This window comes from uncultured Altibacter sp. (assembly GCF_963972995.1).
In the GTDB taxonomy this organism is placed as follows: Bacteria; Bacteroidota; Bacteroidia; order Flavobacteriales; family Flavobacteriaceae; genus Altibacter.
Genome location: NZ_CAXAXI010000002.1, coordinates 18,104 through 40,204 on the forward strand (window position 1 = coordinate 18,104; position 22,101 = coordinate 40,204).

A 22,101-nucleotide genomic window follows, 5' to 3' on the forward strand; every position below is an offset into this window, starting at 1 on the left:
TCAATTTCATTACATTAGTAACACGGTCCTGCATTGGTAGTGACTGATTATTCATTTTAATATAATTCAATGAAGAAATTATTCGACTTTTCACATTTTCGAGGAGATCTATTTGGTGGAATTACCGCCGGGGTCGTTGCCCTGCCTTTGGCTCTTGCCTTTGGTGTAAGTTCCGGGTTAGGACCTAGTGCAGGTCTTTACGGAGCTATTTTTGTTAGTTTTTTTGCAGCCCTCTTTGGAGGAACCAACACCCAGATTTCCGGACCTACTGCGCCTATGACAGCTGTGAGTATGGTGATAATAGCGGGAATTATTGCCGTAAATGACGGTGATGTAAACAAAGCATTGCCTGCTATTCTCACTGTTTTCTTACTCGCCGGACTGATGCAGATTGGATTGGGATTAGTTGGACTAGGAAAATATATTAAATATATTCCTTACCCAGTGGTTTCAGGATTCATGACGGCTATCGGTGTCATTATATTGGTTACACAGATCCTGCCTGCCGTGGGATATTACCCAAAAGAAGATATGGAGTATGTAAACCGGTTCAAGCCTATGGCGGAAGAAATAATTCTAGATAACATTTTAAAAGAAGAAGCAGGTGAAGGTATATTGGTACTGGAGGACTTTAAAGAAACGATTAGGCGTGCCGATATGATAACACAAGATGATATTCTGAAGGAATCGCAAACCCTTGCGGCTTCCGAAGCTTCCGGTGTAATAGGGGCGATCAAGATGTTTCCAAAAGCATTAAATAATATTAATTGGTTAGAATTACTATTAGCATTGGGAACCATTTTTATCATCTATGGTTTTAAACGCATCACAACGGTAGTGCCTAGTACATTGGTTGCCTTATTGGTGATGTCCGGAATTGCCTATGGTTTCAATTTAGACTATAGACCTATTGAGGAAATTCCAAGCGGTCTCCCTATTCCGAATTTGGAGATTATTACCGGATTCAGTTTGGCAAGTATTACGCCCTACATTTTCACAGCCTTAACACTGGCGTTATTAGGTGCGATTGATTCATTACTTACCTCGGTAGTAGCCGATAATATGACGAAGACAAAACACAAACCTAATAAGGAACTGGTAGGACAAGGAATTGGAAATAGTATTGGTGCCCTATTTGGGGGAATCCCGGGTGCCGGAGCGACCATTCGTACGGTTGTCAACATTAAGTCGGGTGGTAAAACCCGTTTGTCTGGTATGATCGCAGGGGTATTACTATTTATAATCTTATTGTCATTAGGCCCGGTTGCCTCACAAATTCCGGCAGCTGTGTTAGCAGGAATTTTGATCACCGTAGGTATTGGTGTTATGGATTATAAAGGATTAAAAGCGATTCCTAACATGCCGAGAACAGAAGTAGCGATCATGCTTATTGTATTGGTGCTTTCTTCGGTGTGGAACTTGGTATATGCCGTAGGTATAGGACTTGTGATCGCCTCATTAATGTTTATGAAGAAGATGGGAGATCTTACCTTTGAACGTTCGGATGTAAAACCGTTGCTAAAAGAGCAAAAATGGGATGACGAGCACAAATTTCCTGAGGCACTTAAAGAAGAAGTTTTCATAAAGCATATCAAAGGACCGCTATTCTTTGGATCCACCAGTGACTTCCAGCAGTTGGCTTCACAGATTCCTTTTACGGCTTCTGCGGTCATCATTCGCATGGGGAGGATGCAGTATATTGATCAATCGGGCCTCTATGCCTTGGAAGATGTATTGGTAGACCTCTCACAAAGGGGTATAAAAGTACTCTTTGTGGATGTTTTAGCACAACCACGATATATGATGGAGCGTATTGACATCATACCGGACCTTGTGCCGGAGGAGCAAATTTTTCCAACCTTTAAAGAATGTTTAAAGTGGATCAATGCTAATGTTAAAGATAAATATTAAAAAGATGAACTGTCAGATTACTGACGCAAAAAATATAAAAGAATGAAAGCACATACAAGAGAAACACAAGCAACCATGACGCCGGAAAAATCCCTTCAGTTTTTGAAAGAGGGTAATGAACGGTTTCAGAATAACTTAAGAGCAAATAGAAATTTACTGCAACAGGTAAATGATACTGAGGAAGGACAGTTTCCTTTTGCCACTATTTTAAGCTGTATAGACTCTAGGGTTTCTGCCGAGTTGGTATTCGATCAAGGATTAGGAGATATCTTCAGTATACGTATTGCAGGGAATTTTGTGAATGAGGATATTTTAGGAAGTATGGAGTTTGCCTGTAAGTTAGCGGGTACAAAATTAATTGTGGTCCTTGGCCATACAAGTTGTGGAGCTGTAAAAGGAGCTTGTGATCATGCACGATTAGGTAACTTGACGAAGTTAATTGAAAAGATAGAGCCTGCCGTAGAAGCAGTAAAAGAACCGGCAGCAGCGGATCAACGTAATAGTAAGAACCTTGATTTTGTAGATCGAGTGGCCGCAAAAAATGTTCAATTGACCATAGAGAACATCAGAAAAGAGAGTCCTATCCTGGCTGAAATGGAAAAGAAAAATGAAATCATGATCGTTGGAGGCATGTACGACATAAGTACAGGAAGCGTTACCTTTGATCAATAATAAGTTACTTTTTAAAATAGAAAACCCGCAATTTCTTGCGGGTTTTTTTATGACAGAGGCCACCCTTAGGTAGCCTCCACACTTGCAAAGTCAAGTTGACAAAAACTAAACGATTTTTACAAAGTGTGTTACAAAGAAATGGCAGGAATGTAGTTTTAGTGTCAAGGGAATATTAAAATAACATTAAGAAAAACAGTGTTATATACAATTCCAATGTTAAGTTTTAGCTATTAAGTAATTGATAAACAGATATATAAATTTCCAATGTAAATTTAATGTTAACTAAACCTTTCTAAATTGTTATCTATTTTGTACATTTGAGTATCTATTAAAATCAGCACCATGAAAAAGATAACATTATTGTTCATATTACTCTGTTCCATGAACTTTGTTCTAGGACAGGAAGCCCAAAAAAATGAATATGTTTTAAAGGGAAATTTAATTGAAGCGATCTTATATCACGACAATGGAGAAATTGCTCAAACAGGATTCTATACTGTAGAGAACAAGTTACAAGGTGAGTGGACAAGTTACGATGCACAAGGGAATAAAACTGCCATCGCTTATTACGATAATGGTGAAAAAGTAGGAACTTGGTATTTTTATCATGGAGATACTATGAAGCAGGTCACTTACGACAATGCTAAGATCGCTGAAGTAAAAACGTGGCAAGTAAAAGACACCCGTGTAGTTACGAACTAAAAGAACAATACTCAAGTATAAAAAAGAGCTCCCAATGGGAGCTCTTTTTTTGGCTAATTGAACTTAAATTATAAGGTCTTCTTTATAATCTTGCATTTATCCAAGCCCACCCTGAGATGTCAACAGCAGTCCCATTGAACACATCATCAACAGGAGAACTTAGTGGTACTCCATCTACAATCACGTTAGCAATAGGGCCGTTATCACGCATATCTACGTTGGTAACATAGCCTGTAAGTAATACATTCACCATCGTGGTACCGGACTCCTTCTTGAACTGTAACGCAGTTCCTCCTGTGTTTGAGATCGCCGTGAAGTTCGTAAAAGTTGGATTGTTGTTTATGCCATCGGCTTCAATAGCAGTAGAGAACCCTTCAATAGAATGTATCACGTAGGTATTGGTTACGCTACCATTCCATCCTTCGGTCCAATCTACTGAATCATCTTCGTTGTTTTCAAAGTACAAATTGGTAACATTTACAGTTCCGCCAAAAAACTCGATACCATCATCCGCTCCGTTGATCACGGCCAAATTATTGATACTTGTTTGGTCTCCCACTGCATAGAGCGATACACCATTGTATTGGGATTCAGAATTGATCTGTGCTCCTGTTCCAAGGATCACTAAATAATCAATATTTCCGGAATCGTCATTAGGGTTATTACCGCCATAAATGAAGCCACCCACTTCGGCAGTGGCATTAACACCCTCGGTGGTAGGCGCATCGCCACAAATGGTCAAGCCACCCCAGTCTCCGGGTTGTGCAGATTGTGATGACATTACCACAGGATTAGAAGAAGTCCCATTGATCTCGATAGACCCTCCTTTAAGGACCGCAATATATACTTCAGTACCTCCATCACGCGCCGTGATCTTTGTTCCTGCCGGGATGATGAGTTTACCGCCGTTTTGTACGATGTAGGCATTGTTCAATAAATAACGTTGCGCAGGATCTAAGGTAATTGTGGTTGTAACATTACCTTCCAAAATAGCAAATTCTGAACCGGATTGATTTGAATTTACCCAGGCAAACATTGAAACATCTACGGTTGGAGGTGCGATATAGGTGGTATTGGGATCTCCAATCTCACCATCAATGATTACGTTCGATAACGGACCATTATCTCTCATATCAATAGAAGTCTCGTACCCTGTTAAAGAAAGACCTGTAATAGTAGCCCCGGACTCTTTTTTGAACTGTAAGGCAGTTCCTCCGGTACTGGAGAAAGCGGTAAAGTTTACCAATTTAGGATTATTGTTTACGCCATCGGCTTCAACAGCGGTAGAAAATCCTTCGATAGTATGCAGCACATATGTATTAGTTACGGTTCCATTCCATCCCTCGGTCCAGTCTACGGCATCATCTTCATTATTTTCAAGATATAAGTTGGTAACCGAAACAGTTCCGCCAAAAAATTCAACCCCGTCATCTGCACCGTCAATTATGGCTACATTGTCAATGGTAGTACCGCTTCCTACGGCATAGAGCGTCAAACCATTGTATTGGGATTCAGAGTTGATCTGTGCTCCGGCGCCTTGAATAATAAGGTAATCGATATTTCCTGAACTGTCATTATTGTTCGTACCTCCGTAGATCAATCCGCCTACTTCGGCAGTTGTATCAACGCCTTCGGTGGTGACTGCATTACCACACAGTAACAAACCTCCCCAGTCACCGGGAGCATTATTTTCAGAACGCATAATCACAGGAAGGGTAGCTGTACCCTGAATATCGATCTCTGCACCTTTTTCTACTGCAATATACCTGTCTTGTCCTACTTCAGAAATGATCACAGTTCCCGCAGGAATGGTTAACTTGGCGCCCGATTTTACCAAAAAAGGTCCGGTTACTGCATATTCTACTGAAGGATCCAGTACGCGGTCTTCGGTTAGATTTCCTGTAAGATCTGTTGACCCCGAAGGATCATCGTCTACAGGAATCGTATCATCATTGCTGCTGCAACTTGCAAAAGTTACGGCCGTTAAAACAGCGAACATGGCTGCTATGTTTTTCATAGTTTTCATACGTTTTCTTTTTGTGTTATACATTAGTAATTTTAGAATGAATAGTTAAGGTTAAAGCCTATTTGAATTCCTTTCGTGTAAGAAAGGACAGTTTCTTCGGATTCTATACCCGTGGTGCTTGGACGGATCAATTGTGTTCGCTCGATCTCGGGATTAAGGAGGTTCTTTCCTGATAGCCCAATCTTGAGATGTTCATTCAATTCCTTGCTTAGAATAAGATCAAGCCGAACAAATCCTTTCTCCACAATGGCATCATTGTAATTGGTTTCACTGGCAGTTTGAATTTCGGGCGCTCCCAGGGCATATACTTTGTCTGAAGCATAATTTCCGGTAATCGCTGCTTCAAAAGGATTTTCAGTATTGGTAGAAAAATTGAAGGTAGTATTCACGATCCAGTCTGAAGCGCCTTGAAGATCGGTCTCTGTCAAACCTTTGTACCTAAAGGTTCTCACAAAGTTGCCATTGGCATCGAAGATCTCAAGTAAGTCTTGTTTATGCCACATGCGTGATGCATTCAAATTGAGTTTCAAGCTAGGCTGATCTTCTACATTCAAGATATTTACACGGGTTTCTAATTCAATCCCGTATACTTCGGCTTTTTCTCCTGCATTAAAATACGAGAAGACACCTGCCGAACCTCGATCCTGAACTTTACTAATAGGGTCCTCGATCTTCTTGTAAAAACCGGTAAGTGAAAATAACTGGTCTGTGGTGGGGAAGTATTCCCACTTCAAGTCGTAATTATAATTGATGGACGCTTCAATATCCGGGTTTCCTCGAGTTACCTGGCCTACCGGAGATACATATTCAAAAGGTGCTATTTCCTTAAATTCCGGTAATGTTGTCGTGGAGCTGTTGGCAAATCGGATGCTGTGTTTGTCGTTGATCGCATACTTTATATTCACTGAAGGATATAAGCGACGGTAATCTTTGGATTCACTTCCTAAACGACCCGGGATATTCCCTACATCGTATCGTACGTCGATATCATCCTTTTGATAGCGCAAACCGGCAGATACCGTAAATTTTCCTACGGTACCGGTCGCATCTATAAATCCGGCGATGGACTGCAGATCACCTTCGTATCGGTCTGCTTGTAGCGTATTTAATTTTAGGATCCCGTTCTCAAATCTTGAGGGGGTAAAGATCTCGGAGATCGCATCGATGGATTCCGGATTGATGGCATTGGTAAACGCTTCCTCAACTCCAAAGAATTGCGACTTAAAATCCCTTGTTTTATTTCTGAAGTTAACGCCTCCGGCTAATTGGAAAAGGTCGTTCTCACCTTCATAAAAGGTATGCACATCGGCCAATCGTCCGTTATATTCAATATCCTCAATGCGCTGAAGGCTTTTACGTTGTTGAAAACCACCGGTTCGTCCCAATTGAACGATCTCGTCATTGAAGTTCACCTCGTTCCGGATACGCTTTGGCTCATCGGCGCCAAGAAAGTTATACCCTGCAGCCCAATCCAACGTGTTCTTTTCAGAAATATCGTGCGTTCCTGTCAATTGTGTTACAGAGAGTAGGGTTTTCTTTAGATTTTGGTCTCTAATAAATTGTCCAAGTCCTTCAGTAGGATCGGTCTCTTCAAAGATCACGGCGTTTCCGCTTCGGCCACCTTCAAAAACTTGATCCTGAACTTTATTAATAAACAATGAATTGAATTGGATCACATTCTTATCGTTGGCTTTCAATTCAATGTGCCCCAACCCTGAAGTGGTAATAGTTCGTGACCACGTTATGGCATCGGGTATCACATCGTCTAGGAAGTTAGAGCGAAACTGACGGAAGAAACCGTCGCGGTATTCATACTCGTCCGATTGGCCGGCTGTGATAAGAACACGTAACTTTTCTCCAAATTTCTTTCCGGCGCTTAGTCCGAACGATCGGTTGATAGGAGCCGAGATCACTTCGGGACTCCAACTTTGTTGGGTGATCGCGTCGCGAGCATTGACATCGCTCGAGTAAAACCCGAAGGTAATATCGTCATTGTTTGGTGAAACTTTAAACGTGTCGAATACACCGTCGGATACGACATTGGAATTTGCCGAACCACTAAGGTTCACCGTCAATAATTCACTTTTATTAAGTTGTTTTGAACTTATGTTTATATTTCCGGAAGATTGGTCTGCAGAGATACCGGAAGACGTTGTTTTGCTTACTGAAACGCTTTCGATCAATCGAGCAGGAAATAATTCCAAGTCAATGTTCTTTCGTTCAATATCATCTGAAGGGACAGGAAGACCGTTTAAGGTAGTTGATAAATAGCGATCCCCTAGGCCACGCACATATACGTCACCTCCGGATCCGTCTGTTTTGTTAACTCCGGAAATTTTCGTGGTAGCCGCCGAAGCATCACTTACGCCTAATTTTCCCATTTCTTCGGCACCAATGCTTTCTTTGATCGCCACGGCTTTCTTCTGCTCTAGCAGTAGTGCTTCAACTCGTTCTCTGCTGGTTTGTATCTTAATAAAGACTTCATCAAGTGCTGCGGCACTTACGCCAAGACCTGCGTCCACCCGGGTGAACTTTCCTGCTTCAACAACCACATCGGGTATTTCGAGTGTTTCGTATCCCACAAAACTAAATTCCAATGTATAGGTTCCCGGGGAAACATTCTCTAGAACATAATTCCCATCGAAATCGGAAGTTGTTCCGGTGGTCGTTCCTTTAAGTATAATATTGGCAAACGGAAGCGGTTCTCCAAGGGCTTCTTTGTCGGTTAAAGTTCCTTCGATTGTTCCGGTTTGCGACATAGCTAAAGCGCTAAAAAACAACGCTGTAAGTAAGATGATTCGTTTCATTAATTATTGTTAATTTGTATGCCGCAAAGGAACCTTAATTGTGCTGCCATGCAGTTAGCTAAATGTTATGTTTCCTTTAGTTAATTGTAACATCTGTGTTAGCTAAGTGTTAACAAAGACAACAGCTTCAGTGTCTCCGGCAACAAAAGTAACGGGGGTGCATTATGCCTGTGTTAATTCAGTTTTAAGAATGAAATAAATTTTACATTTGTCACTTTCAGTTTAATTAGAAACTCAAAAAGATCTATGATGCAATGGGAACAACTCTTGTCGCTGCGACGTCAAGGGGATACCAACAAGCGCTTGCGTATCGAACAGGATGAGACCCGACTGGGTTTCGAAGTAGACTATGATCGTGTGATTTTTTCGGCGGCCTTCAGAAGCTTACAGGACAAAACGCAAGTAATACCACTTTCTAAAACGTCTTTTGTACATACCAGACTTACACATAGTTTGGAAGTATCGGTGGTAGGTCGTTCTTTAGGAAGAACGGTTGGAAAGAAAATATTAGAAAAACATCCACAATTGCAAACCGTCCACGGGCATCAGTTTAACGATTTTGGAGCCATTGTTGCAGCGGCAGCGCTGGCCCACGATATTGGAAATCCTCCCTTTGGTCACAGCGGTGAAAAGGCCATTGGGAATTATTTTCTGAATGGAAAGGGGAAGCGATTCAAAGATCAATTAACAGATAAACAATACCAGGATCTTGTAGATTTTGAAGGGAATGCCAATGGATTTAAAATTTTGACAGAGACGAGGAACGGGGTGACAGGAGGGCTGCGGTTATCGTTTGCAACATTGGGAGCATTTATGAAGTACCCAAAGGAATCGCTGCCAAAAAAACCGAGCAAACATATTGCTGATAAGAAGTACGGAGTGTTTCAGTCTGAAACGGAATTCTTTAAAGAAATTGCAACCGAACTGGGACTTGGAAACCGAAGCGATAAGGGATATCTTTCTTATAACAGGCATCCCCTTACCTTTTTAGTAGAGGCAGCCGATGATATTTGTTATACTATTATTGATTTTGAGGATGGAATCAACCTTGGCTGGATAGAAGAAGAATTTGCCTTAGAATATCTTATTAATTTGGTGAAGGAACATATCAATACCAAGAAGTATCAACAACTCACTCAGTCTTCAGACCGCTTGGCCTACCTTCGTTCCTTGGCAATTAATTCACTCATTGCCGAAGCATCTGCCATTTTCTTAGAAAATGAAGAAGCGATTTTGGCAGGGGATTTTGCCGAAGCACTCTTAGATAAAAGCCGCTTTAAAGCACAGATCGATGATATTTTAAAGTTAAGTATTGAGAAGATTTACCGAAGTCCGGAAGTGATAGAAAAGGAAATAGCAGGATACCAGATCCTAACATCATTATTGGACACCTACACAACAGCTTTTGAGAACAGTTTTAATAATGCTGCTACGCATTACGATTCTTTAATCGTTCAGTCCTTCGACAGAAATCACGAGCCCCTTCAGTCGGTGTATGCGTATTTAATGGTATGTTGTAGCTTTATCTCCGGTCTTACCGATGGGAATGCCTTACAGCTATTCAAGCGAATACAGGGAGAACCTCAATAATTTATAAGGAATACTGTTAATATTGGTCAATTTGTTAGGTTGTTTAATTTTTTACGGTATTTTTAGAACAAAATTTAAATAGACTTCATTTAATCATTTCAACATCAGTATGAAAAAAATTCTACATGTAGTAGCACTATTGGTTGTAACCATGAGTGTCGCTCAAAATTTCGAAACCCAAATTACGTCTTACTTAAGTGCCAATAGGGCGCAGTTGAATCTTGAGCCGGAAGATATCACAGACATCCAAATTACTTCCAATAGTTTTTCAAAAAGTATGCAATTGGAAAATGTCTATGCTTCTCAAAGACACAATGGTATTGCCGTATATAATTCCTCTTCTAGTTTTGCTATAAAGAACGGTCAAGTTGTGTATGCAGGGGTCAATTTTACTTCCGGCCTTCGGCAAAAAGTAAATACTACAACCCCCTCAATTACACCTAATGCGGCAATCTTAAAGGCGATTACTGCCTTAGGTCTTCCCAGTCCGACTAATTTGGAACTTTTATCACGGGATGGTAATGAATATCTGTTTTCAGACGGGGGAATCTCATTGGAGGCCATTCCTGTGACCTTGGTTTACCAAAGAACCCATGATGAGCGCGTTCGATTGGCTTGGGATCTAAGGATCTATCTTTTGGATGCGAGCCATCATTACAGTATGCGTATTGACGCTGTTACGGGTACGGTATTAGAAAATAACGATTGGGTTATTAGCTGTAATTTTGGAACGGCACCACACAGCCATGGAAACAAGGTTGCAGCTCCGCTTGAGAGTGTATTGTTCAAAAAAGAATCGAATGTGGAATTCACTACGGGAGGAGCACAATATCGTGTGTTCCCACTTCCACTGGAAAGTCCGTCACATGGCTCAGAACAGTTGGTGGCAGACCCTTCCAATGCAGTAGCCTCTCCATTTGGGTGGCATGATATCAATGGAGCTCCGGGAGCAGAGTATACCATAACGCGAGGTAATAATGTATGGGCTCAGGATGACATCAATAACAATAACGGGACCGGAGCTTCACCAGACGGTGGCGCCGGACTCAATTTCGATTTTCCATACGACTTCAATACGGCACCCGTAAATATGTTAGATGCAGTAACCACCAACCTCTTTTATTGGAATAATATCATGCACGATGTATGGTACCATTATGGGTTTGACGAAGCAAGTGGAAACTTTCAGGAGAACAATTATGGCAACGGTGGTGTAGGAAGTGATTCTGTGAATGCAGACGCACAAGATGGTGGCGGATTAAACAATGCTAACTTCAGTATTACGGTAGAAGGAAGCAATCCAAGAATGCAAATGTATTTGTGGTCTCCCTCCGACTATTTAGAACTTCTTACCATCAACAACGGTCCTCTTGCCGGAGGCCACGTGGCATTAGCGGCGAATTTTGGTGCTCCAATTACCGCAACACCTATCACGCAAGACCTAGTTCTAGTTGAAGATGACGATGCAGGTGATTCTACAGACCCTAATGATGGTTGCGATACTATTACAAATACCGCAGCTATTAACGGGAAGATCGCTGTGGTACGCAGAGGTAGTTGTGAATTTGGGTTTAAAGCCTTGGCGGCTCAAACCGCCGGAGCAATTGCTGTAATTGTAGTAAACAACGAACCGGGAGATGCCATAGTGATGGGGCCGGGTGCACAAGGAGGCAGCGTGACTATTCCCGCCATCATGGTAAGTAAGAATGTGGGCGATGCTATTATAGCCGAATTACTTTCAGCAACTGTTAACGGGACCATTCAAGATGTGCCCCCTGGTCCGCAATTGGACGGGGACTTGGATAATGGAATCATTGCACACGAATACGGGCACGGGATCTCCACCCGACTTACGGGAGGACCTGCAAATCCGGCATGCCTTTTTAATGACGAACAAATGGGTGAAGGCTGGAGTGACTATTTCGGACTTGTACTCACAATGGAAACTGGCGATGCTGGTACCGATATTAGAGGTATTGGAACCTATGTGAACGGGCAAAGCACAGAAGGTGGCGGAATTCGTGAAGCTCCTTATAGTACAGATTTTGCGATCAACGATTATACCTATGCAGATACCAACAACAACGTTTCACAACCCCATGGGATTGGATTTGTTTGGGCAACGATGCTATGGGATATGACTTGGGATCTTATCGATGTATATGGTTTCGATCCGGATGTCTACAACGGAACAGGTGGAAATAACATTGCGATGCAGCTAGTCATCGACGGACTTAAGCTGCAAAATTGTAGTCCCGGTTTTGTCAATGGCCGTGATGCCATTATAGAAGCCGATGAGATCACGAACGGAGGTGCAAACAAATGTCTTATTTGGAATGCATTTGCACGCAGAGGTTGCGGTTTTAGCGCAAGCCAGGGGAGCAGCAATAGCCGTACCGACCAAGTTGAGGCATTTGATCTTCCTGCAGAATGTTCATTAGGTGTTGAAGATGTAGAAGGGTTTCAAAAGAATTTTGTACTCTATCCAAATCCTACTACAGGGACGATTAATATCGCTTCACGACGTCCAGCCGGAGACGTTACCGTATCTATTTTCGATCTAAACGGGCGAAAAGTGTTTGCACAACAATTGGAGCTACAAACGATCGGAACTATTCAAGCTGAAGGTCTAAATGCGGGAATGTATTTGGTGACCATTGAAGGTCAAGCAGGAACTCAAACAGAGAAGTTAATAATTAAATAGAATTGAAGTGATTTAGAAAAAAGAGGCTTTCGGGCCTCTTTTTTTATAGATATTTTTGTAGGGCTGTCTTTATTTTTTCTGAAGTAATACCCACATAATCCTTGAGTTGAAGAACGGTTCCATGTTCAGGAAAAACATCGGGGATACCCAATAGGTCTATAGTATTGGAATAGTTATTTTTTACGGCAAATTCGGCTATAGCACTGCCGAAGCCTCCGTGGATCACTCCATCCTCTACGGTGACAATGGTCTTGTATTTCTGAAAGACGGTATGCAACAAAGTTTCATCCAATGGTTTTACAAATCGCAGATCGTAACTTCCTATTTTTTCCTTTTCTGAAAGTGTCAGCATATTGATAGCTTCCATTACTTCCGAAGCAATAGTGCCAATACTTAATACGGCAATTTTCTCACCTTCCTTTACAACAACGCCTGTTCCAATTGTGATTGCTTCAAAGGGTCGTTGCCATTCCAGAATATCGCTGTGACCACGAGGATACCGAATGGCGATTGGATGGTCAAGTCCTAATTGGGCGGTATACAAAATATTGCGAAGGTCGATAGCATTGCGAGGCGCAAATACAATGAGATTTGGAATACACCGCAGGTATGCTATATCAAAGATGCCATGATGTGTGGCTCCGTCTTCCCCCACAAGTCCAGCTCTGTCCAAACAAAAGATCACCGGGAGATCTTGCAGGCATACATCGTGGATTAATTGGTCGTAGGCACGTTGCATAAAGGTTGAATAGATGTTACAAAACACCGTGCACCCTTGTGTTGCGAGCCCGGCAGCAAATGTTACGGCATGTTGTTCGGCGATCCCTACGTCAAAAGCACGATCGGGGAAGGTTTCCATCATTAATTTTAGAGAACTTCCTGTGGGCATAGCGGGAGTGATACCAATGATGGTATCATTTAAACGAGCCAGTTCAACAAGGGTTATTCCAAAAATATCTTGGTATTTTGGAGGGATACCTTCATTGCTTTTAGGCGCTAATTCCCCTGTGGTCGCATCGAATTTACCGGGCGCATGGTAGGTTACTTGATTTTCTTCAGCTTGCTTAAGTCCCTTTCCTTTCTTTGTGATGACGTGAAGTAGCCTAGGGCCGGGTACTTGCTTTACATTTTGTAAAGTCTGTAACAATGCCGGAAGATCATGTCCATCTATAGGACCGGAGTACTTAAATTTTAAGGCTTCAAATATATTATCTGTATCCGGTGTTTCCGCGAGGTTTACCTTAGTGAGATATTCTTTAAGAGCTCCAACACTGGGGTCGATCCCAATGGCGTTATCGTTCAAGATGACCAACAGATTGGTATTGGTGACACCGGCATGGTTCAAGGCTTCGAACGCCATGCCACTGGCAATGGATGCATCTCCAACCACGGCAATATGCTGTCGTGTTGTATCCCCTTTTAACTGCGCTGCGATGGCCATTCCCAAAGCGGCAGAAATGGACGTGCTACTATGCCCTGTACCAAAGGCATCATACTCACTTTCGCTGCGTTTAGGAAAACCGCTTAGTCCGTTCCACCGTCTGTTCGTTTGAAAAATAGATTTTCTACCGGTAAGTATTTTATGACCGTAGGCTTGATGTCCAACATCCCAAATGAGTATATCCTTTGGTGTATTAAACACATAATGCAGGGCGATGGTCAATTCCACCACGCCCAAACTTGCCCCTAAGTGCCCTTCTTTTACTGCGACAATATCAATAATGAAATCGCGTAGTTCTTTTGCCAATTGAGGAAGCTCTGACCCTTCGAGACGGCGCAGTTCGTTTGGAAACTGAATACTTTCTAATAACTTCTGTGGCACCTTGCAAAGATACATTTTGCTTTTGTACTTTTACGGGGATTAAAAAAAATGATGAACGAGCTTACCCCTTACGATGACACCTATTTTATGAAGCGTGCGCTGCAAGAAGCTGAAGCTGCGTATGAAAAGGGAGAGGTGCCTATTGGGGCCATTGTGGTCATCAACAATCAAATTATTGCAAGGGCACATAATTTAACAGAAACACTTAATGATGTCACTGCGCATGCTGAAATGCAAGCTATTACAGCAGCAGCAAATTTTTTAGGTGGTAAGTACTTGTCGAATTGTACATTGTATGTTACGCTTGAACCCTGCCAAATGTGTGCAGGCGCACTATTTTGGAGTCAGATCTCAACAATAATATATGGCGCGAGAGATTCACAACGTGGTTGTATAGCTCTTGATACAAAGTTGCACCCTAAAACGACCCTGCGTGGAGGCATCTTAGCCGAGGAAACATCACAATTGTTAAAACGTTTCTTTGTAGAGAAACGCAACCTTAATTAAAAAGGCCCGCTATTGATAGCGGGCCTTTTTTCGGTCAGTTGTTAAGATATATATCTTAGTCGTGGATCACGCGCACCTTTGCGGCAACCATTCCTTTTCGTCCTTCTTCTTCAACATATTCAACTTTGTCACCTTCGTTAAGGGCTTCGCCATTAAGTCCGGTCACGTGTACGAAAATGTCTTTTCCGGTTTCGTCATTGGTGATAAAACCGAAACCTTTTGACTCGTTAAAAAACTTTACTGTTCCTTCCATTGTAAATAAAAAAATAAATTAATAATGAACAAATGTACTATTTTTATGACCTCAAAGGTTAAGAAAATCTTAATTTTTTTTAAAACCAATTGATTTATAGCTTCTTGTCCTTGGTGTAATTTCGCATCTTCTCGATGTTCTCTTTAGTAAGCATATAGTCTTTTACGCTCCTGTTCTTCCAGCGTCTATAGATAAATACAGGCATGGTGATAAAAAAGGTGACTGCTATGGAAATTCCAATGAGGAACTCACCGGTTTTGGGATCTGCTTCTCGAATATAGAACCCAATACAGCAACTTACAATAGCGGCTAACATTAAAAAAACGAGGACATACTTCATATTCTATTATTTTCCTGAAAAGTCAATTAGTTTTCGTCTGTACGCCGTTAAAAGTTTCGATTTTGAAATAAAACCATAATACTTTCCATCGGCAATAACAGGGAGATTCCAAGCCCCTGTATCTTGGAATTTCTTCATTACCTGGGTCATTTTGTCTTCGTCTAAGATAATAATCGCAGGTGGATTCTGCATTAAATGTCGGGCAGTTACTTCTTTGTATAAGGATTGATCGAACATCACCGGACGTAAGTCGTCCAACAAAATAATACCTTCCAACACTTCGGTGTCGGGGTGAACTACAGGGAAAATATTCCGGTTCGATTTTACCACAGCTTGATGTACGATCGCTTCTAAGGTCATCTCGGGATGGAGAACTGCAAAATTTTGTTCCACGACCGATTTGATATTCATTAAAGTTAACACCGCATGATCCTTATTATGTGTGATCAACTCACCTTTACGCCCCAATTCCATTGCATAGACCGAATGCGGCACGAAATATTTGGTAATGGAGAAGGAAATTGCAGCGGCGATCATCAAAGGGAGGAAGAGTTCGTAACCTCCCGTTACCTCAGCAATTAAGAAAATGGCTGTCAATGGGGCATGCAAAACACCTGCCATAAGTCCGGTCATTCCTACCAAGGTGAAATTACTTTCTGAAACAGGGGTGGCTAAAAACTCCAAGGCATTGAGTATTTTGGCCAAGCAATAACCCATGATACTTCCCATGAAAAGGGTAGGGGCAAAAATTCCGCCAACACCTCCTGCCCCAAACGTAAGTGAACTGGCGATCACTTTAAAAACAACGAGTCCGCCCAATAGTGCAATCGTTACCCATACATTGTTGAGGTCCAGATCAAAGAAGTTGTTTTCGAGTGCTTTTTCGGGATTCCCTTGAACCAAATTATTGATGACGTCGAATCCTTCACCGTATAAAGGGGGAATAAAATATACGAGAATTCCTATACCGATACCACCAATTATGAGTCGTTTTATTGGAGAACCGATCCTTTCAAAGAACTTCTGAAAGCGTTCATAAGTTTCAGTAAAATAAATGGAAACAAATCCGGCAACGGCGCCTAAGAGCATGTATAGTGGAATGTCTTTCAGTAAAAATTCGTCCTCGATACTAAAAGGCAGCAGTATATCATTTCCGAAGAAAAAATAGGACGTAATTATTGCCGATACCGAAGCCAAGAGCAATGGGATCAAGGAAACCAATGTAAGGTCCAGGCTAAATACTTCAATAGCAAAAATAATGGCAGCGATAGGCGCTTTAAAGATGGACGACATGGCACCTGCTGCGGCACACCCTATCAATAATGTACGCGTTGCCTGATTCATATGCAACAGGCGGGATACATTAGAACTTATGGCTGCCCCGGTGGCTACGGTGGGACCTTCCAGTCCCACAGATCCTCCAAAACCCACCGTAATGGGAGCGGTCAATAAACTGCCATACATCTGGAATCGTCTCATGATACCCTTTTTCTTGGCGATGGCGAATAAAGTGGCCGGAATTCCTTGTGTAGGTTTGTTACGAATTATAAAGGTTAGGATGAGATAGGTAAGTGTTAATCCGATGATAGGAAAGATAAAATAGAAAGCGCTGTGATATTCTTGAATTAATTTACCTTCCAAGAGTAATTGAATAAAGTGTGTACCGTTCTTAATCAGTACCGCCCCCATTCCGCTAAGAAATCCCACGAAAATACTCACGATAAAAACAAACTGCTTGTGCGAGATATATTTCAATCGCCATATAAGGAATCGCGTGAGCAAGGTTCGTTGTTGTGCAGACATTTCTACGGTATTAAAAAATCCTGCCGAAGCAGGATTAAATTTAACCTTTTATATTAAGCTGTAAACTTAATTCTTCAAGTTGCGCAGTATCGATAGGCGCCGGGGCATCGATCATGACATCCCGCCCTGCATTGTTCTTCGGAAAGGCAATGAAATCGCGAATAGTTTCTTGACCGCCTAAAATCGCAACCAAACGATCTAATCCAAATGCGATCCCTCCATGTGGAGGTGCACCATACTGAAAAGCATCCATTAAGAACCCAAATTGAGCTTTGGCTTCTTCAGGAGTAAAACCTAAATAGTCAAACATGAGCGATTGGGTTTCCTTGTCGTGAATACGTATGGAACCTCCGCCAATCTCATTTCCGTTTAACACAAGATCGTAGGCATTCGCTTTAACAGCACCCGGATCGGTCTCTAACAAATCAAGTTGTCCGGGCTTAGGAGACGTGAATGGATGATGCATAGCGTGATACCGCTGCGTTTCCTCATCCCATTCCAACAAAGGGAAATCCACCACCCACAGAGGGGCAAAAACCTTGGGATCACGAAGGCCTAGCTGTTGTGCCAGTTCCATTCGCAACGCACTCAACTGTGAACGGACTTTATCTGCCGCTCCGGAAAGCACACAAATAAGATCTCCGGGCTTCGCACCGGTGATATCTGCCCATCGTTCCAAATCATCCTGATCGTAGAATTTATCGACAGATGACTTGAAACTTCCGTCTTCGTTGCAGCGGCAATATACCATGCCCATGGCGCCTATTTGTGGACGCTTTACCCAATCGATTAGGGCATCGATCTCTTTTCTGGTAAAACTATTTCCTCCCGGAACTGCTATGCCAACAACTAGTTCTGCTTGATTGAATACATTGAAATCCTTGTGCTGTGTGACGTCATTCAATTCGCCAAACTCCATGCCGAAGCGAATATCCGGTTTATCATTTCCGTAGGTACGCATGGCCTCATCGTAGGTCATCCTTGGAAAATCTGAGACTTCAACTCCATTGATTTCTTTGAGTAAATGGCGTGTAAGTCCTTCGAAGGTGTTTAAGATATCTTCCTGTTCTACAAATGCCATTTCACAGTCGATTTGCGTAAATTCCGGCTGACGGTCGGCCCGAAGGTCCTCATCCCGAAAGCATTTTACAATTTGAAAATATTTATCCATTCCACCTACCATAAGCAACTGCTTGAAAGTTTGTGGAGACTGGGGTAGTGCATAAAACTGTCCTTCATTCATACGAGAGGGTACTACAAAATCGCGGGCACCTTCAGGTGTAGATTTAATGAGATACGGAGTCTCTACTTCCACGAAATTCTTTTCCGATAGATAATTGCGAACCGCCATGGTGACTTTATGGCGAAACACAAGGTTTTCTCGCACGGGTTTTCTTCGGATATCCAAATAGCGGTACTTCATGCGAAGGTCTTCTCCGCCGTCGGTTTCATTCTCAATGGTAAAGGGTGGGGTAAGTGACTTATTGAGCACTGTGATGTTCTTGACAAGGATTTCTATATCGCCCGTTGGCATATTGGGGTTCTTGGATTCCCGTTCGATCACGGTTCCATCGATTTGAATAACAAATTCCCTTCCCAATTGCGAAGCAATTTCCATAACCTTTTTTGATGTGCGTTCCTCATCGAAAATAAGTTGTGTGATACCATAGCGATCCCGAAGGTCTACCCAGATCATGAAACCTTTATTTCTAATTTTTTGGACCCACCCGGCAAGCGTCACCTGTGTATCTATGTGCGAGGCGTTTAATTCGCCATTGCTATGCGTTCTATACATTGTGTTGTAAAAATTAGGTGCAAATTTAGGAAGATTAAAGAGCAATTCGCCATATTTTTTTAAACTTTACTACCCTTAGTCGCAAGAACTTGTTAAGAAACTGTTTGTTAATATTCATTTCAATATTAAATAATGGTTAAATCTTTACTACCTTGGTAGAAACAATCAAAAATTCATAATTATGAAACAAAAAAACTCAAACAGCAGGATGTTCCTGTTTGTACTTTTAATTTTTCCGTGTTGGCTGTTCGCACAGACCACCTTAACCGGGAATGTAAAAGAGCCAAGCGGTAAGACTGTTCCCTTTGTTAATGTCATTGAGAAAGGGACTACCAATGGCACAACTACCGACATGGATGGAAATTTCACACTAGCGGTGAATAATTTACCCACAACGCTTGTATTTTCATCAATTGGTTTCGAAACGGTCGAACAGTCTGTATCAAGCACGACACCAATGAGTGTTACTATTTCTGAATCTGCTGAATCATTGGAGGAAGTGGTGATCACGGGTCTCGCCACCTCGGTAAAGCGATCCAATGCAGCGAATGCGGTAGCCTCCATTTCAGCTGAAGAATTAGCGGGAAGAACACCGCCACAAACGCTCGATGGGGCATTGGCAGGAAAATTTGCAGGAGCTTTGGTTACCAGAAGCTCAGGAGCTCCGGGAGGGGGAATTTCAGTAAAACTTAGAGGGGTTACCTCTATTAACGGGAATTCTCAACCGCTGTACATTGTAGACGGGGTATACGTTAACAACAACAGTATTTCTGCGGCAGGTTTGAATTTTGTTTCGCAAGCGGCCTCCGGTGGAAATGCCTCCAGTCAAGACAACCCATCGAACCGTATTGCAGATATCAATCCGGATGATATTGCAAATATTGAAATCTTGAAAGGAGCTTCTGCTGCTGCGATTTACGGTTCGCGTGCTGCTGCCGGTGTGGTTATCATTACGACTAAGAAGGGAAAAAGAGGAGAAACAAAGGTCTCTTTTTCTCAAGAAGTTGGTTTTAACAGGATCATTAATTTAAGAGGACAGCGAAACTTTACCGCTGAAATTGCAGAAAATGGTTTTGGTGAAGGACAGGGAGCATTATTCTTGGCCGCCCAAGCCAACGGAACTTTGACAGATTATGAGAAAGAAATATACGGAGAAGATGGATTTATATCTAACTCTTCTGTGAATATTTCCGGCGGATCTGATAATACCCTGTTCTACGCTGCATTTTCTAATAATGAGGAAGCTGGTATTGTAAAAAATACCGGATATGACAGAAAGTCTATTCGATTGAACCTAGAACATACTTTCTTTAAAGACCGTGCGAAAATCTCAGTAAACAGTAATTATATAAACTCTACGGCAGACCGTGGATTCTTCAATAATGATAACACGGGAACAACTATTGGTGTTGCTTTAACTTCTACACCGCCATGGGCGCAGTTATTCCCTGATGCCAATGGAAATTATCCTGATAACCCATACGGGGGTTCCAACCCTTTACAAACAAGAGATCTTGTGACCAACAGGGAAGATGTCAATCGTTTTATTACAGGAGGTACTTTAGATTTTGATATTTATAGAGCCGACAATTCTAATTTGAAACTTCAGCTTCGAGCCGGGGTGGATTATTATGAATTGGTCAATACTGCGATTTTCCCAAAAGAGCTTCAGTTTCAAAAGCCATCAAACGGTGGATTGAACGGAGTAAGCGCTTTAACCACTACTGAAAACAAGGACGCGAACTATTCGGCATTCTTGGTACATAATTATTTTACCGATAATGAATTGAACTTCACAACACAAGCAGGTTTAACAAAGCAAACCTTCAGTGTAAATACCGTACGTAATATTGCTACGAACCTTTTGGCTTCGGAAACGAACCTGGATCAGGCAGCAAATATTGCGGTAACTCAGTTTAGACAGGAACAGGAAGATGCCGGTTTCTTTGTGCAGGAGGAAGTGAATTATCAGGATAAATTTATAGCCACTGTAGGTGTTCGAGGGGATAAGTCCTCTAATAATGGCGACGCCAACGAGCTTTTTTATTATCCTAAAGGATCACTTGCGGTGAATTTCCACAATTTTGGTTTCTGGAATGATAGCTCACCATGGAGTCAGTTCAAGATTCGAGCTGCTTATGGAGAAGCAGGGAACTTTGCACCAAACGGAGCATTATTTACTGCTTATGTAAGTTCGTTAATCGACGGTATCCCAGGGATCGTGGTTCCCGGTACTTTAGGAGATCCAACAATCTCTCCCGAACGACAAAAGGAATTGGAATTTGGTTTTGATACCGGACTGTTTGGTAACAGAGTGAATTTAGAATTCACTTACTACAATAAAAATGTAGACGACCTTATATTATTAGCCAACAATGAATCTTCTTCAGGATTCGTTTCAAGATTTGCCAATGCAGGTAACTTAGAGAACCGAGGTTTTGAAATTGGATTCAATGCCGATGTATTCCAGGGGGACGCGTTCGAATGGAATACCGGAATATTATTCTATAAGAATACATCCGAAATCACTCGATTAGATGTAGACCCATTCAACTTGGGTGGATTTGGAACAGGATTGGGAACCTTTAGAATTGAAGAAGGAGCAAGTGCCACTCAAATTGTAGGAAACAATGCCGATGGAGAGTTGGTGGTTCTTGGAGACGCCGAGCCGGATTTTCAAATGACCTTCAACAACTCGTTAAGGTATAAGAATTTTGACCTGTCCTTCTTATGGCATTGGAAAAAAGGGGGTGACAATATCAACCTTACCAACTTATTGACAGACTTTGGGCAAACCAGTCCAGATTACGATGATTTCACTTTAGACCCTTCAGGGCAACTTAACAATGGGGATTTTCGTATTTCAGCATTTAGAGGAGGTTTTGCAACGCCCTTCGTAGAAGATGCATCGTATCTTCGTTTGAGAGAGATTGGGCTATTCTATACCTTTTCAAATAAAGTGCTGGAATCAACTTTCAATGGGTATATTTCTAATATAAAAATTGGATTCTCTGGGAATAACGTGATCAATATTTTTGATTACAACAGTTACGATCCGGAGGTTTCTAACTTTGGTTCCAATGGATTATCCACAGGGGTAGAGGTGACTCCGTTTCCATCTTCAAAACGCTACTTGTTTCACCTAAAAGTTGACTTTTAATCTAAAAAA

The 22,101-nt window shown here is 41.9% G+C and carries 14 protein-coding genes; 7 read left to right on the plus strand and 7 right to left on the minus strand.

Annotated elements, in window-relative coordinates:
- Positions 1 to 69 precede the first annotated feature (69 nt).
- From AACZ11_RS01205 to AACZ11_RS01215, 3 genes are all read left to right on the plus strand, one after another.
- Positions 70 to 1,911, plus strand: a complete 1,842-nt coding sequence (locus AACZ11_RS01205) for a SulP family inorganic anion transporter (protein WP_290628967.1) — start codon at positions 70 to 72, stop codon at positions 1,909 to 1,911.
- A gap of 42 nt (positions 1,912 to 1,953) precedes the next feature.
- Positions 1,954 to 2,583, plus strand: a complete 630-nt coding sequence (locus AACZ11_RS01210; protein ID WP_290628969.1) for a carbonic anhydrase family protein — start codon at positions 1,954 to 1,956, stop codon at positions 2,581 to 2,583.
- Between the two features lie 342 nt (positions 2,584 to 2,925).
- On the plus strand, positions 2,926 to 3,285 hold the full coding sequence (locus AACZ11_RS01215; protein WP_290628971.1) for a nicotinic acid mononucleotide adenyltransferase: 360 nt from the start codon (positions 2,926 to 2,928) through the stop codon (positions 3,283 to 3,285).
- Between the two features lie 82 nt (positions 3,286 to 3,367).
- Here AACZ11_RS01215 and AACZ11_RS01220 read toward each other — a convergent pair whose 3' ends face one another.
- Complete coding sequence (locus AACZ11_RS01220) at positions 3,368 to 5,302, minus strand: hypothetical protein (RefSeq protein WP_339831253.1); 1,935 nt, start codon at positions 5,300 to 5,302, stop codon at positions 3,368 to 3,370.
- Between the two features lie 41 nt (positions 5,303 to 5,343).
- Entirely contained in the window at positions 5,344 to 8,118 is a 2,775-nt protein-coding gene (locus tag AACZ11_RS01225; protein WP_290628975.1) for a TonB-dependent receptor, read from the minus strand.
- 249 nt (positions 8,119 to 8,367) lie between these two features.
- Between AACZ11_RS01225 and dgt the strand changes: the two genes are divergently transcribed.
- Complete coding sequence (dgt, locus tag AACZ11_RS01230) at positions 8,368 to 9,708, plus strand: dGTP triphosphohydrolase (protein ID WP_290629003.1); 1,341 nt, start codon at positions 8,368 to 8,370, stop codon at positions 9,706 to 9,708.
- Positions 9,709 to 9,817: 109 nt separating this feature from the next.
- Positions 9,818 to 12,412, plus strand: a complete 2,595-nt coding sequence (locus AACZ11_RS01235) for a T9SS-dependent M36 family metallopeptidase (protein WP_290628977.1) — start codon at positions 9,818 to 9,820, stop codon at positions 12,410 to 12,412.
- Positions 12,413 to 12,455: 43 nt separating this feature from the next.
- Here the strand turns inward: AACZ11_RS01235 and AACZ11_RS01240 are convergent, their stop codons facing one another.
- Complete coding sequence (locus AACZ11_RS01240) at positions 12,456 to 14,234, minus strand: 1-deoxy-D-xylulose-5-phosphate synthase (protein ID WP_290628979.1); 1,779 nt, start codon at positions 14,232 to 14,234, stop codon at positions 12,456 to 12,458.
- Positions 14,235 to 14,285: 51 nt separating this feature from the next.
- Here AACZ11_RS01240 and AACZ11_RS01245 point away from each other — a divergent pair, with 51 nt between their 5' ends.
- On the plus strand, positions 14,286 to 14,741 hold the full coding sequence (locus AACZ11_RS01245; RefSeq protein ID WP_290629005.1) for a nucleoside deaminase: 456 nt from the start codon (positions 14,286 to 14,288) through the stop codon (positions 14,739 to 14,741).
- A gap of 55 nt (positions 14,742 to 14,796) precedes the next feature.
- Here AACZ11_RS01245 and AACZ11_RS01250 read toward each other — a convergent pair whose 3' ends face one another.
- From AACZ11_RS01250 to aspS, 4 genes are all read right to left on the minus strand, one after another.
- Complete coding sequence (locus AACZ11_RS01250; RefSeq protein ID WP_034259745.1) at positions 14,797 to 14,994, minus strand: cold-shock protein; 198 nt, start codon at positions 14,992 to 14,994, stop codon at positions 14,797 to 14,799.
- Positions 14,995 to 15,088: 94 nt separating this feature from the next.
- Positions 15,089 to 15,334 (minus strand): hypothetical protein, encoded by a 246-nt coding sequence (locus tag AACZ11_RS01255; protein WP_290628982.1) that lies wholly within the window; start codon positions 15,332 to 15,334, stop codon positions 15,089 to 15,091.
- Between the two features lie 6 nt (positions 15,335 to 15,340).
- The gene (locus tag AACZ11_RS01260) at positions 15,341 to 17,137 is read right to left on the minus strand and encodes a chloride channel protein (protein ID WP_290628984.1); all 1,797 of its coding nucleotides are present in this window, start codon (positions 17,135 to 17,137) and stop codon (positions 15,341 to 15,343) included.
- 40 nt (positions 17,138 to 17,177) lie between these two features.
- Positions 17,178 to 18,932, minus strand: coding sequence for an aspartate--tRNA ligase (aspS, locus tag AACZ11_RS01265; protein ID WP_290628986.1), 1,755 nt, complete (start codon positions 18,930 to 18,932; stop codon positions 17,178 to 17,180).
- A 181-nt stretch (positions 18,933 to 19,113) separates the two neighbouring features.
- On the opposite strand from aspS, the gene AACZ11_RS01270 reads away from it, so the two are divergent.
- A complete protein-coding gene (locus tag AACZ11_RS01270) occupies positions 19,114 to 22,092 on the plus strand; it encodes a SusC/RagA family TonB-linked outer membrane protein (RefSeq protein ID WP_290628988.1) in 2,979 nt (992 codons plus the stop codon).
- The last annotated feature ends 9 nt before the right edge of the window (positions 22,093 to 22,101 follow it).

What these genes read in the sequence shown, in the direction of transcription:
- AACZ11_RS01210 (WP_290628969.1), top strand. Translation starts at nt 1,954, where the DNA reads ATGAAAGCACATACAAGAGAAACACAAGCAACCATGACGCCGGAAAAA.
- AACZ11_RS01220 (WP_339831253.1), bottom strand. Translation starts at nt 5,302, where the DNA reads ATGAAAAACATAGCAGCCATGTTCGCTGTTTTAACGGCCGTAACTTTT.
- AACZ11_RS01260 (WP_290628984.1), bottom strand. Translation starts at nt 17,137, where the DNA reads ATGTCTGCACAACAACGAACCTTGCTCACGCGATTCCTTATATGGCGA.
- dgt (WP_290629003.1), top strand. Translation starts at nt 8,368, where the DNA reads ATGCAATGGGAACAACTCTTGTCGCTGCGACGTCAAGGGGATACCAAC.
- AACZ11_RS01255 (WP_290628982.1), bottom strand. Translation starts at nt 15,334, where the DNA reads ATGAAGTATGTCCTCGTTTTTTTAATGTTAGCCGCTATTGTAAGTTGC.
- AACZ11_RS01215 (WP_290628971.1), top strand. Translation starts at nt 2,926, where the DNA reads ATGAAAAAGATAACATTATTGTTCATATTACTCTGTTCCATGAACTTT.
- AACZ11_RS01205 (WP_290628967.1), top strand. Translation starts at nt 70, where the DNA reads ATGAAGAAATTATTCGACTTTTCACATTTTCGAGGAGATCTATTTGGT.
- AACZ11_RS01250 (WP_034259745.1), bottom strand. Translation starts at nt 14,994, where the DNA reads ATGGAAGGAACAGTAAAGTTTTTTAACGAGTCAAAAGGTTTCGGTTTT.
- AACZ11_RS01245 (WP_290629005.1), top strand. Translation starts at nt 14,286, where the DNA reads ATGAACGAGCTTACCCCTTACGATGACACCTATTTTATGAAGCGTGCG.
- aspS (WP_290628986.1), bottom strand. Translation starts at nt 18,932, where the DNA reads ATGTATAGAACGCATAGCAATGGCGAATTAAACGCCTCGCACATAGAT.
- AACZ11_RS01235 (WP_290628977.1), top strand. Translation starts at nt 9,818, where the DNA reads ATGAAAAAAATTCTACATGTAGTAGCACTATTGGTTGTAACCATGAGT.
- AACZ11_RS01225 (WP_290628975.1), bottom strand. Translation starts at nt 8,118, where the DNA reads ATGAAACGAATCATCTTACTTACAGCGTTGTTTTTTAGCGCTTTAGCT.
- AACZ11_RS01270 (WP_290628988.1), top strand. Translation starts at nt 19,114, where the DNA reads ATGAAACAAAAAAACTCAAACAGCAGGATGTTCCTGTTTGTACTTTTA.